The organism is Priestia sp. GS2 (assembly GCF_036409025.1).
In the GTDB taxonomy this organism is placed as follows: Bacteria; Bacillota; Bacilli; order Bacillales; family Bacillaceae_H; genus Priestia; species Priestia aryabhattai_A.
The window spans coordinates 3,122,237-3,136,358 of the sequence record NZ_JAZGJX010000001.1 but is presented as its reverse complement, the minus strand read 5'-3'; the positions used below and the strand labels follow the sequence as shown (position 1 = coordinate 3,136,358).

Below are 14,122 nucleotides of genomic sequence, written 5' to 3'. Positions count from 1 at the left end.
TTTCATGTAGATGTTCTTAAAAGAGATTGATATTGAAGAGACAAGTCATAAAATGCAGTACGATCTCGTTCATCTAATGCATAGTTAATTTGCGTTTCTAAAATGGTTTTTTTGTGTTTAAATAAGGCATCGTCAATAAGCATGTCAATGTACATATCAAGCACGTTATCAGCTTCGCGAATTTTTCTTTTGCGAGCGAGGGATTTCATCATCTCGGCGTACGATTTTTCATTGTTCATCCATCATCACCTCTGCAGCCTTTTTCTTAGTATATAGAGTAAGGAACAAAAAAACAACTAATTTTCTAAATTTTTAGACTTATTTTATTGTATAGTGACCAGACAAATATAAATGTTTGAGCACCTTTTGTTTCGGTAATGAAAGTAGTACAATGTTGATTAAGTTAGTAGTCATCAGTTAGGAGATTAAGTAATGGACTTTGATAAAATTAAAGAATACTTAACGCTTGAAGGTGTGCTTGAACTTTTAGAAGAATATCAATCATTTGGTATTATACCGGGACTATTACTTCCTATTCTTGAAGCATTTATTCCGATTTTACCTCTGTTTGCTTTTGTTATGGCAAATGCTGCTGCATTTGGCTTATGGTTAGGTTTTCTAATTTCGTGGGTTGGGTCGTGCGTAGGGTCAATTATTGTTTTCCTTATCTTTCGTCGATATGGACAAGCACGCTTCTTGAATTTTATAAGTAGGCATGCTCAAATTCGAAAGATTATGGCCTGGGTTGAACGCCATGGTTTTGGTCCACTGTTTTTAATGCTATGCTTTCCTTTCACTCCATCAGCTGCTATTAATGTTGTTGCTGGCTTATCCAGAGTCAGTATGCCACAATTTGTGTTAGCGGTTTTAGCAGGAAAAATGGTAATGATTTTTATGATGAGCTTTATAGGAGCTGACTTTATCTCCTTCGTACAACAGCCGACAAAAGCTATTGTTGTTTTAATTGTTATTTTTGTATTATGGGTTGTAGGAAAACAAATTGAGAGGCGCCTAAATGTTCGTATGAACCAGTAGAATAAATGAAGAGGAATTTTCTTTTCTGAATTCATGATTTCGCTTTAGTGGAATATATGTTAAAATAAGGATAAAATTAGCAGGTTTTGCTACACTTTCTAGAATCCCTACACGTTCTTTACCTCACCTTAATCTGTTGATTTCCCTGTTTTCTGAAAAGTTATGAATGTTTTGGGCAATTCTCTACTACATATGTTAGTAAAAGGGTTGTTTAATTCATCGCTTTTGCACATGATTTACGAATACGACGTGCTTGTCGTCAAGTAAAAGGGGGCTATGCATAGTATGGAGGCAAGCCTGTTCTTAAGAACGTTCATACTATGTGGTAGGAGATGAGATTAAAAGACAAGGTGGCAATTATTACAGGCGCTGCAAATGGATTAGGCTTTGAAGCTGCACGGATTTTTGCAAAAGAAGGAGCAAAAGTGGCACTCGTTGATTATGACCAAGCTTTAGGTGAAGAGAAAGCACAGGTTTTACGAAATGAAGGTGGAGACGTCACATTCTTTCAAGTCAATGTTGCAGATCGTGATAACGTAGATGGGATGGTAGAAGAAGTAGTAGAAACCTATAGCAAAATAGACATTTTAGTTAACAATGCAGGAATTACCAGAGATGCAATGCTAACTAAGTTAACAATGGAAGACTTTCAAGCAGTTATTAACGTTAACTTGACGGGTGTTTTTAACTGTACGCAAGCTGTTGTGCCTCATATGGTAGCTCAAGGCAGTGGGAAAATTATTAGTACGTCGTCTGTTTCAGGCGTATATGGGAACGTTGGACAAACCAATTACGCAGCAGCAAAAGCCGCGGTTGTAGGAATGACTAAGACTTGGGCAAAAGAACTTGGGCGTAAAGGAATTAACGTAAACGCTGTTGCACCAGGATTTATTGAAACGAATATGGTAGCTGCTGTTCCAGAGAAGGTCATTAACCAAATGAAATCAACCATACCGCTTCAAAGGTTAGGACAGCCTTCTGATATTGGCTATGCATACTTATATTTAGCATCAGATGAATCCAATTATGTAAACGGAACCGTATTACATGTCGATGGTGGAATTATGATGTAATAGGAAAAATAAACCGTTTTGGTAACGAGCCAAAACGGTTTATTTTATTGGATTTCTTTATGTAAGTCCAGTAAAATAAATGGTAACGAAAAGGGTAAATAACTGATCAGAATATAGAAAGAAAGCTTGTTGAACGTCACTTTTTTTGTGGCGTTCAAATTCGTTAGGGGTGAAGAAAATGCTACAGTTTATGCTGGGTAGGTCTGGAAGTGGTAAAACAGCAGCATGTTTAAATGCTATTCGCCAAGAATTAGCGCGTGAGCCACTGGGTAACCCAATTATTTATATTGTTCCAGAGCAAATGACTTTCCAGTCTGAGTACGAGCTTATTCAAACGCCAGGCTTGGGCGGAATGATGAGAGCTCAAGTCTATAGTTTTACGCGTTTGGCTTGGCGAGTTCTCCAAGAAGCAGGCGGCATTAGTCGTTATCATATTGATCAAACAGGCATGCATATGATGCTTAGAAAAATTATAGAACAACAAAAAGAAGAGCTCATCTTATTTGCAGCAGCATCTGAAAAAGAAGGGTTTATCACAAAGCTAGAAAAGATGTTAAAAGAGTTTAAGCAGTATGGATTAGAGCCTGAATCGTTAGTGACTCTGCAGAAAGAACTTAAAGACAGTAACGAGCAAGTGCTAGCGGATAAGCTGCATGATTTAGGACTTATATATCAAGAGCTAGAAAAACAGCTATTAATGAAGTATGTAGATAGTGAAGATTATTTGAAACTATTAGCTGAAAAAATTCAGCTTTCTTCGTATTTAAAGAAAGCTGTTATTTACGTCGATGGATTTCATCATTTTACAAAGCAAGAACTCGATGTCTTAGTCGAACTTATGAAAGTTTGCTCAGATGTAACGGTCACATTGACGGGAGATTATACGCAAGCAGACTATATACCAGCTGATTTGCAACTCTTTAGATTAACTGGAGAGACGTATAGAGAGTTAACAAAAGTAGCGTTAGAACAAGGAATTGAAATAAAAGATCCCGTTTTATTAAAGGATAATTTTCGCCATTCAAACAGCAAAGAATTGTCTCACTTAGAGAAGTATTATGACGAGCGTCCAACTGTTGAATTTTTTCAGAAGCCAAATGACATTTCTTTATATCCTGCTGTGAGTCGGCGTGCAGAAGTAGAAGGAATTGCAAGAGAAATTCAGCTGCTAGTTAAAGACTCTGATTACCGGTACCGAGATATTGCTTTAGTTGTCCGGAATAAAAATGAGTATGATGAATTAATTGAAACCGTATTTCGCGATTACGAAATTCCATACTTTATTGACCAAAAGCGAGCAATGTTTCACCATCCAATTATTGAATTTATTCGTTCCAGCTTAGAAGTCGTAAGTGGCTCTTGGCGCTATGAAAGTATTTTTCGTGCCATTAAGACAGATATGTTTTTTCCGATAGAAGCTGAGGTTAATAAGCTAAGGGAAGGAATGGACCAATTTGAAAACTATGTCTTAGCATATGGGATTCAAGGTACTAAGTGGACAAATGGTGAAAGGTGGAAGTATCGAAAATATCGTTCATTAGAGGATATGAATCTACCAAAAACAGATGAGGAAGTCCAGTTCGAAGAAAAGATTAATGAGCTAAAAGAACTTGTTGTAAATCCACTTATGAAACTGCAGCAGGAACTAAAGAAAGGAAAGACGGGGAAAGAAAAAGCAAAAGCTCTTTACCTCTTTTTAATAGAGCTCAGTATCCCACAAAAAATTGAGAAGCTTCGTGATCACTGTGAAGAAAATGGAAAGGTACAAGAAGCACGTGAACATGAGCAAGTATGGAAAGCCGTCTTAAACTTATTTGATCAGTTTGTAGAAATGATGGGAGAAGAAAAAGTATCCATCAAGCTGTTTACTGAGCTTTTTGAGACAGGACTAGACAGTATGCAGTTTGCTATTGTTCCACCATCTCTTGATCAAGTCCTCGTTGCAAGCTTCGAGCGCTCTCGTTTTTCCAATATTAAAGCGACCTTTATTGTAGGAGTGAACGATGGTGTGATACCAGCTAAACCTCAGGGGGATAGTATTTTATCTGATCAAGACCGCGATGAATTATTTAAATCAGGTGTGACGTTAGCTCCAACGGGCAAGCAGCAGCTGTTTGATGATCAGTTCTTAATTTATTTAGCGCTTGTAAGCTCAGAAGAAAAGTTATATATCAGCTATCCACTAGCAAATGATGAAGGGAAATCTTTGCTACCATCTCTGGTTATTAATCGATTGAAAGAGCTCTTTCCATTACTTGAAGAAAAGTTATTAATGAATGACCCTACAAGTTTAGAAGAGGAAAAGCAGCTTGATTACATTGCGAATCCACTGTCTACGATGGCTTATTTAGCAAGCAATCTACAAGCTTGGAAACGGCATTATCCAATGAGCGATGCATGGTGGGACGTTTATAACTTTTATATGACTTCAGAATGGAAGACGTATAGTCAAAGGGTTTTGAGCAGTTTATTTTATCAAAACGATGCAAAGCGGTTAACGAAGAAAACAAGTGAGCGCTTGTATGGCAAACATATTCAGGCAAGCGTATCGCGCATGGAAAAGTTTGAGGCTTGTCCTTACTCGCATTTTGCTTCTCATGGCTTAAAGTTGAAGGATAGAAAAGTGTTTCAACTAGCGGCACCTGACATTGGTGAGCTCTTTCATGCAGCGTTAAAACATATTTCAGATAAGTTGAGAACTAGTGAGAAAGATTGGAAGCAGTTAACGAAGAAAGATTGTCAATCTCTCTCTGCTGATGCAGTTCAGGAATTAGCGCCGCGCTTACAAAACGAAATCTTGTTGAGTTCTAATCGTCATCAATATCTTGCATATAAATTGCAGCAAGTAATCGAACGGGCGTCGATTGTATTAAGTCAACATGCAAAATCGAGCGGGTTTGTACCTGTTGGGCTAGAGTTAGGTTTTGGTCCTGATGCAGAATTACCTTCTATGACCTTTACGCTTCCAAATGGACATACGATGGAGCTAGTGGGACGAATAGATCGAGTAGATAAAGCAGAAAGCTCTAAAGGGATACTACTTCGGATTGTCGATTATAAATCCAGTGACAAAGCGTTAAATTTACTAGAAGTCTATTATGGGCTTTCACTTCAAATTCTTGCATATTTGGATGTAGTGGTAACTTACGCTGAACAGCTTTTAAAAACGAACCAAGGTGCTTTACCTGCAGGTGTTTTATACTTCCACGTTCATAATCCGATGGTTAATAGTACAAAGAGTCTGAGTGAAAATCAGGTTGAAGAAGAAATCTTTAAGAAATTTAAGATGAAAGGCTTACTGTTAGGTGATGAAGAAGCGGTTCGCCTAATGGATGAAACGCTAGAGTCTGGTCATTCACAAATTATCTCAGCTGGTATTAAAAAAACAGGTGGTTTTTATTCGAACTCTTCAATTGCATCTGAGACGGACTTTACACACCTTAGACAATACGTACGTAAAAAGTTTGTAGAGGCGGGGACAGAAATTACTGAAGGTAAAATTGATATATCTCCTTACAAACTTAAAGATAAAACACCGTGTGCCTTTTGTGAATACCGTTCAATTTGTCAATTCGATGAAGCCCTAAGCGAAAACGAATATCGTCAGCTGAAAAATGAAAATCAAAATAATATTTTAGAAAAAATACGAGAGGAGGAAAAGCATGAGTCAGGAACGAATGAGTAAGCCTGTTGATTCACAGTGGACAGATGATCAGTGGAAAGCAATCGTGTCATCTGGACAAGATATTTTAGTGGCAGCAGCGGCAGGTTCAGGAAAAACAGCTGTTTTAGTTGAGCGCATTATTAAAAAAATTATCGATCCTGAAAATCCAGTGGACGTCGACCGTTTATTAGTCGTGACGTTCACAAACGCTTCAGCTGCAGAGATGCGTCATCGTATCGGGGAAGCTTTAGAAAAAGAGTTAAAGATAAACCCGTCTTCTTTACATTTAAGAAGACAGCTGCACTTACTAAACCGAGCGTCTATTTCAACTCTTCATTCATTTTGTCTTGAAGTTATCCGCAGCTATTACTATATGATTGACTTGGATCCAGGTTTTCGAATTGCAGACGATACCGAAGCAGAGCTCTTGAGAGAAGAAGTATTGGACGAGCTTTTTGAAGAGCAGTATAGCCTTGAAGGTAATCAATTATTTTTTGAGTTAGTGGATCGATATACAAGTGATCGTCATGATTTAGATGTTCAGCATATGGTTCGCAGATTATATGATTTTGCTCGTTCTAATCCAAAGCCGAATAGCTGGTTAGATATGCTTCTTCATCAATATAGCATTGGTGAAGAGGCTACAATTGACTCTCTTCCATTTATGAACTTTTTAATGGATGAAGTGAAAAAACAGCTGAGCGGTGTTCAAGCTATGCTACACCAAGCGTCTAGGTTAACAACAATGCCTGGAGGTCCAGCTCCAAGAAAAGTAAATATTGAGGATGATTTAGCTCAGGTTAATCGTATGCTTGCAGCTGACACTTTTGCTGAGCTACATGAACAAATGCAAACCCTTAGCTTTACGCGTTTAAAGCCATGCAAAGGTGATGAGTATGACGCTGCCTTACTTGATGAATTTGGAGATCTTCGTAAAAAAGCAAAAGCAGCTCTTGAAAAAATGCAGAGCGATTTATTTTCTCGTCCGCTCAGTGGATACATGAGCGACTTTAAGAAAATGCATCCTGTAGTAGAAGTTCTTATATCGCTTGTAAGGAAGTTCGGTGAGCGCTATGAAGCAGAAAAGCGAGCGAAAGGGCTCGTAGATTTTTCAGATTTAGAACACTATTGTTTGGAAATTTTAGGACGTCCGTCAGATCAAGGAATTCAACCATCTGAAGTTGCTTACAAATATAAAACGCAGTTTGTAGAGGTTTTAGTAGATGAATATCAGGATACGAATATGGTACAAGAAACCCTAATTCAGCTTGTGAAGCATGATGATGAAGATGGTAACCTCTTTATGGTAGGTGATGTTAAGCAATCTATTTACCGCTTTCGTTTAGCAGAACCATTTCTTTTTCTTGGAAAATACAAGACTTTTACACATGATGGACGAAAGAATGGCATGAAAATTGATTTGAACAAGAATTTCCGCAGCCGCTCTGAGATTATCGATGCGACCAACTTTATCTTTCAGCAGCTGATGGATGAAGAGGTTGGTGAAATCGTCTATGACGACGATGCATCCTTGAAGTTGGGGGCTTCTTATCCAGACAGTAGTGAAATGGAGTCTGAACTTTTACTGATTTCCAAAGAAGGCGGAGAAGAGGAAGAAGAGTCAACTTTAGTGGAGTTTTCAGAAGCAGAATTAGAAACGGCTCAGCTAGAAGCTCGAGCAATGGCTCGTAAGATAAAGCAGCTTGTTCAAGAACGTTTTCAAGTATATGACCGTAAGTTAGATGTGATGCGAAACGTAACATATCGAGATTTTGTTATTTTACTTCGCTCTATGCCATGGGCAGCACAAATTATGGAAGAGTTTAAGCAAGAAGGGGTTCCTATTTATGCAGATTTGTCGTCCGGGTATTTTGATGCAACGGAAGTGATGATGATGATGTCTTTATTAAAAGTCATTGATAATCCATATCAAGATATTCCCCTTGCTTCTGTATTGCGTTCGCCAATTGTAGGTTTGTCAGATGAAGAACTTGCTCTAATTCGGGCCGAGGATAAAAAGGGGACGTACTATGAGGCGATGAAAAATTATGTTCGCTTGTCTCTTGAAGGACCTCTTCAAGAAAAGCTTTGTCACTTTGCTGTGAAGCTTAGCGAATGGAGAACCACAGCACGCCAAACTTCTTTATCTACACTTATCTGGCAGATTTACCGTGATACAGGATTTTATGAGTTTGTAGGAGGTCTACCTGGAGGTAAACAGCGTCAAGCTAACTTAAGAGCTTTATATGACCGTGCACGTCAATATGAAGCGACGTCGTTTCGAGGCTTATTCCGCTTCCTGCGCTTTATCGATCGTATGAAAGAGCGTGGAAATGATTTAGGAACGGCCAGAGCGCTAGGTGAGCAAGAAGATGTTGTTCGTTTAATGACAATCCATAGCAGTAAAGGTTTAGAGTTTCCTATTGTTTTCGTAGCTGGATTGAACCGTAAGTTTAATCTAATGGATTTAAATAAATCTTATATGCTAGATAAAGAACTCGGCTTCGGATCCAAGTATATTGATCCAAAGCTTCGTATTACGTATCCAACGTTGCTTCAGCAAGTCATGAAACAAAAAATGAAGAAAGAAAGCATTGCTGAAGAAATGCGAGTTTTATATGTAGCGCTAACACGTGCTAAGGAAAAATTAATTTTAGTCGGAACTGTAAAAGATGCTGAGGCTCAAATGAAAAAATGGAGCCAAGTATTAACTCATGACCAATGGGAGCTACCTGCTTATATGCGTGCAGATGCCAAGTCATATCTTGATTGGGTGGGTCCTGCTTTAGCCAGACATCGTCATTTCGAAAAGTGGATGCCTGAGGAGCAAAGAGCAGTGTTGCAAGAGGTGTATGAGCACAGTTCCAAATGGAAAGTACAAGCGATTCAAGCGACGGAGCTATCTGAACAGCTGGTTGAAGAACAATCGGAACATGAAGAACTGCTAGCTGCGGTACAAGAAGGTAATCCAGTTGATTTTGAAAGTATAAATAAAGAGCGTATTGAAGAGCGATTACGCTGGAAATATAGTCATTTAAAAGCAACGACACATCGATCCAAGCAGTCCGTTTCTGATTTAAAAAGGCAGTATCAAACCACTAGTGAAGAACCAGAAAGTCAACTTATAACAGGATTTAAGTCAACCATTGAAGATCGTCCGACCTTTATGCAGTCGCATTCATTAACTGCAGCAGAACGTGGAACAGCTGTGCATACAGTGATGCAACATTTACCATTTAAGGAATCGCTAACAATTGAAGCTGTACAAGAGCTTATTGATTCTCTCGTTATCAACGAAATTTTAACAGCGGAGCAAGCAGAAAGTATTAACCCTTCTGATATTGCTCAATTTACAAACAGCTTTATTGGACAACAGCTCAAAGAAGCAGAGAAGATTTATCGTGAAATGCCGTTTAGCTTAAATGTCTCAACAGAAGAGGTTTACGGATGGAATGATAATGAAGCAATTTTAGTCCAAGGAATTATAGATTGCTTATACGAATGGAATGGTCAGCTCATTCTTGTTGATTACAAAACCGATGATATTAAAAATCGCTTTAGCAATGACTTTAACAGTGCGCAAGAAATCTTGAAAAACCGCTATGAAGTGCAGCTAAAGCTATATCGGAAAGCGGTAGAAACCATCGTGAAAAAGTCAATCGCACATAGCTACTTATATTTTTTAGATGGTGGACATGTAATAGAGATAAAAGAGTAAAAAGAAGGCGAGCTTTTCGTCTTCTTTTTGTCAAGAAAAGGTGGGGAGCAAATGAGATTACTACATACGGCCGACTGGCACTTAGGGAGAACCTTAGAAGGTAGGAGTAGAATTGAAGAACAAGCTCAGTTCTTAGATGAGCTAGCTCAAATTGTAAAGGAAGAAAAAATTGATGCAATTTTAATGGCCGGTGATGTATTTGATACCGTCAATCCGCCTGCAGCAGCAGAGCAATTATTTTATGAGAGTATGTCGAAGCTTAGTGAAAAAGGCAATCGTCCAATTATTGTAATTGCGGGTAATCATGATAACCCCGATCGCTTATCTGCAGCCTCTCCGCTTGCATTCGAACAAAATATTACGCTCATAGGTTTACCGACAACAGATGTACAAGAGATTTACCTTCCAACTGTTGAAGAAACGTTAAAAGTAGGCGCACTTCCTTATCCATCGGAATCTAGATTAAAGGAAATGTTGGCTGAGGAAGACGACGAATTGTTGCTTCGAAACTCATATGATGAGCGAGTACGCGAAATCTTCTTAAAGATGAGCTCACATTTTACAAACGACAGTGTAAACATTGCCATGAGTCATATCTATGTTGCTGGAGGAAGCTCAACGGATTCTGAACGGCCAATTGAAGTAGGTGGAGCGTATACCGTGGCAGCATCAAGCCTTCCAGCAGCAGCTCAGTACGTGGCACTTGGACATCTTCACCGACCGCAAGACATTAAGCGAGCTTCTACAAAAGCTCGTTATTCAGGTTCACCTCTTGCCTATAGCTTTTCTGAATCAGGCTATACCAAATCAGTAACGATACTCGATGGGAAGCCGGGAAAAGAAATGAAAGTAACAGAAATTCCTTTATCAAGCGGAAGACCACTTACAAGATGGAGAGCGAAAAACGGTATCGCAGAAGTCTATCAGTGGTTGGATGAAGGAAAAGATAGCACTGCTTGGATTGATTTAGAGATTCACTTAGAAGATGCGCTGTCCCTTGAAGAAATTCACCGATTACGCAAGCTACACAAAGGGTTTATTCATATCCGACCGATTTTTAAAGAGGAAGAAACTGTTGATGTGCAACAAGAACAGCGAAACGTTCCGGTGGAAGAGTCTTTTGCGAAGTTCTACCGTAAGCAAACAGGTGGAGCAACGCCAAGTGACGAGTTGGTTCACCTCTTTTTATCATTGATTCATACACAAGAGGCAGAAGAGGAGGAGTAGAAGATGAAGCCTATTACTTTAACAATAGCAGGCTTGCACAGCTTTAGGTCAAAGCAAATTATCGATTTTACAAGCCTATGTTCAGGCGGTGTGTTCGGTATCTTCGGCCCAACCGGTAGCGGTAAATCTTCTATTTTAGATGCGATGACGCTTGCGCTTTACGGCAAGGTAGAAAGGGCAGCTAACAACACACACGGCATTTTAAATCATGCTGAAGACGAAGTGAAAGTTGCTTTTACGTTTGAATTAGAAAATGCAACTCATAAAAAGCGCTATACTGTTGAGCGTAGCTTCAAACGTTCGGATGAAATGCGGGTAAGATCAGCAACCAGCCGTTTTATTGAAGTAGGAGATGAAACCATCGTACTGGCTGATAAAACAAACGATGTAAACCAGCAAGTTCAATCGTTATTAGGTTTAACAATTGATGACTTTACGCGCGCTGTTGTACTGCCACAAGGGAAATTTGCTGAGTTCTTATCGTTAAAAGGAACAGAACGTCGTCAAATGCTGCAGCGTTTATTTAATTTAGAGCAGTACGGTGATCAGCTTAACAAAAAAATTCGTTCCAAGGTTCAGTTGTTAAAAGGTGAAATTGATACGATTTCTGCAGAGCAGACGGGATTAGGGGAAGCATCAGAGCAAAGCGTTAAGCAAGCGGAGCAAGTCCTTCAAGAACGTATCATTTTACTTGAAAAGCGTGAGCGCGAACTAAAAGATATCGAAACGTTGTATGATGAACAAACTGCAATTTGGAATGATATGCAGGTTAAACATGAATTAGAAGAAACGTTAAAAGGGTTGAAGGAGCAAGAGGGGCTTATAGAAGGGAAGCGAAAACAGGTAGCTATAGCTGAAGAAGCAAAAAAGTTGTTGCCCTATCTAAATGCGTACGAGCAGCTTGCGATGAAAAAGCAAACGACTCGTCAAAACGTATTAGTTATTCAAGAGAAGCTGCGTGCACAGTATGACAAGTATGAAAAAAGTCAGATAGCGTATGACCAAGCACGGTTAACAAAACAGCAGGAACAACCAAAGCTCTTTATTCGCAAAGAACAGTTAGAACAAGCCAAAAAAATTCAAGAATCAATACGGGAATTAGAAAAGAAATACGATGAAAAAGAAAAAGAGTGCAATCAGCTTTCAGCTGATGTAAAAGAGCGGGGGCAAATTCTACAAAAGCTTGAAGAGCAATTAGAAAAAGGTAAATTGCTGCAAAGTAGCTTAAAAGAAGAGTTAGAACAGGTAAAGGTCTCTGATGAAGAGCGTGAACAGACATATGAAGCTACTGTCAAAGCTGAGAAAGTAATGGAATTAAACAAGATAATAAAAGAACATGAGGAAAAAGTGAACAAAAAGCAGCTAGATCTAAAAGCAGCTGAAGCAAAACTTGCAACCCAAAAAGAATTAAAACAACGCCAAACTTCTCAAGCACAACAGCTATTTGTATCTACCCAGCGCATCTATCATGTTGTTTGTGAGCGTGAGCGTGAATTTGAACAATTTTTTCGCTCGATAAATCGTCAATTACAGTCACTGCGTGAGCAGCAAGTAAAGGAAAGAATTAATCACTTAGCCCATCAGCTGGCCGAAGATCTCAGTGAAGGAAAACCTTGTCCAGTGTGTGGTTCAATGGATCATCCTTCACCTGCTGTATCTAGTGAAGGACACGCGAACTTAAAACTGGATGAACACATTACGAGCTATGAAGAAGAAAAACATGTACTGGATGAGCAAAAGCAGGAGTACGGAGCCATGAAGCTTCGTTTAGAACAGCTTCATTCAATGTTACTCGATGCGTATCCTGGAATCACAGATACGAAGTATGACTTGCCGGTTATTCAACTATTAGAGGGAAACGGCGATGAATATAGCACTAAGTTAAAAGTTGAGTTAAAAGCGTTACAGCAAGATTATATTGAAGTTCGTGAGAAGCAAACAGAGCTGTTACAGAGCTATAAACAAAGTGAACAGCAGCAGCAAGATTTACTGTTCAGCATGCAGCAACTCATAAAAGAAGTAGAGGGTCTTGCTGAAGAGCTAAGTAAGTATCAAAATGATTTTAGCGTGCTTATTGAGGAATGGAATGAGCTATATCCACATCTAGAAATGAGTAAAATTTATGAAGTTCAAGAAAAAATGAAGGTGCGAATTGCAGAAGAACGAACGCTTGTAGAACGCATTAATAAAAGCTATCAGTTTTTTGACGAACAACAAAATAAAATTGCGTATGCGAGAGAGGGTTATGATCAAGCGACGCGTAAGAATGTTCAGTTAGAAGCAGAGCAAAAAAACGTTCATCAAGCGCTCCAACAACAAAAACAGATGCTTATGGAACTTTCAAAAGCAGGGGATGTGACGTCAGAGCTAAGAGAGGTTGAGCAGCGCATTATTGAGCTTGATCAAACGGAAAATACTTGTTATGAAATGCTAAATAGTATGCAAGTGACTTATCAAAAGCTACAGGCAGATGAGCATGCAGAGCGTAAGGTATTAGAGGATTTAACGGAACGATATGAAGAGGTCAAAAAAGACTGGGAAGAGCACCTTCAGCCATCATGTTTTTCAGAAAAAGAAGAAGTCAAAAAAGCGGTTCAAACAAGTGATGACATACAGAAATTAACTGAAGAAATTCAAGCGTTTGAGGATAAGCTAAAACAAGCCAAAGCTGATATAGCTAAAGTTGAGGGGAAACTTAATGGTAAATCTATAACTCAAGATAAGTGGGAAGAAACCAAATCGCTATTAGTAAATATAAAAGCAGCAGTTAACGAAGCAAATCAGCTAAAAGGTGGAGCAGAAGAGACCTTAAAAGACATATTAAAGCGACATGAACGCTTTAAAGAGCTTGAAAAGCAGAGAGTAGAAAAAGAAGCTTTGTTTGAACAATATCAAAAGCTACAGTCTGTGTTTAAAGGTAATACATTTGTTGAATACATGGCTGAAGAACAGCTGATGGCGATTAGTCGAGATGCTTCGGAGCGATTAGCCATTTTAACACGTCACCGCTATGCAATTGAAGTAGATTCTCAAGGTGGTTTTATTATGAGAGATGATGCTAACGGTGGAGTTAAGCGTCCGGTTTCAACTCTTTCAGGAGGAGAAACGTTCTTGACATCACTGGCATTAGCTCTATCGCTATCTGCACAAATTCAGCTTCGCGGAGAGTATCCTTTACAATTTTTCTTTTTAGATGAAGGGTTTGGAACACTGGATGGAGAGCTTCTTGATACGGTTGTTACGGCCTTAGAAAAGCTTCAGTCAGATAATTTATCAATCGGAGTTATTAGTCACGTGCAAGAGCTTAGAGCACGCTTACCTAAGCGATTAATTGTACAACCTGCTGATGCTACTGGTATGGGAACAAAAGTAGCTGTTGAAACTCTATAAAGGAAAGGGTTGAAA

At 38.9% G+C, this 14,122-nt stretch carries 7 protein-coding genes; 6 read left to right on the top strand and 1 reads right to left on the bottom strand.

Going from position 1 to position 14,122, the window contains the following annotated elements; translation table 11 throughout:
- Positions 1-2: 2 nt before the first annotated feature.
- A complete protein-coding gene (locus V2145_RS15875; RefSeq protein ID WP_094912887.1) occupies positions 3-239 on the bottom strand; it encodes an IDEAL domain-containing protein in 237 nt (78 codons plus the stop codon).
- A 193-nt stretch (positions 240-432) separates the two neighbouring features.
- On the opposite strand from V2145_RS15875, the gene V2145_RS15870 reads away from it, so the two are divergent.
- The 6 genes from V2145_RS15870 (at position 433) to V2145_RS15845 (ending at position 14,107) form a co-directional block, all read left to right on the top strand.
- Positions 433-1,035, top strand: coding sequence for a TVP38/TMEM64 family protein (locus V2145_RS15870; protein ID WP_094912886.1), 603 nt, complete (start codon positions 433-435; stop codon positions 1,033-1,035).
- A 332-nt stretch (positions 1,036-1,367) separates the two neighbouring features.
- Positions 1,368-2,108 (top strand): 3-oxoacyl-ACP reductase FabG, encoded by a 741-nt coding sequence (gene fabG / locus V2145_RS15865; RefSeq protein ID WP_094912885.1) that lies wholly within the window; start codon positions 1,368-1,370, stop codon positions 2,106-2,108.
- 178 nt (positions 2,109-2,286) lie between these two features.
- Positions 2,287-5,793: a helicase-exonuclease AddAB subunit AddB gene (gene addB / locus V2145_RS15860; protein ID WP_311859390.1), complete on the top strand. Its 3,507-nt coding sequence runs from the start codon at positions 2,287-2,289 to the stop codon at positions 5,791-5,793.
- Positions 5,771-9,490 carry a helicase-exonuclease AddAB subunit AddA gene (addA, locus tag V2145_RS15855; RefSeq protein WP_311859387.1) on the top strand — a complete coding sequence of 1,240 codons (3,720 nt, stop codon included), beginning with the start codon at positions 5,771-5,773 and terminating at the stop codon, positions 9,488-9,490. Before addB ends, addA begins: the two co-directional genes overlap by 23 nt.
- A 51-nt stretch (positions 9,491-9,541) precedes the next feature.
- Entirely contained in the window at positions 9,542-10,717 is a 1,176-nt protein-coding gene (locus tag V2145_RS15850; RefSeq protein ID WP_330988001.1) for an exonuclease SbcCD subunit D C-terminal domain-containing protein, read from the top strand.
- 3 nt (positions 10,718-10,720) lie between these two features.
- Positions 10,721-14,107, top strand: coding sequence for an SMC family ATPase (locus tag V2145_RS15845; RefSeq protein WP_330988000.1), 3,387 nt, complete (start codon positions 10,721-10,723; stop codon positions 14,105-14,107).
- The last annotated feature ends 15 nt before the right edge of the window (positions 14,108-14,122 follow it).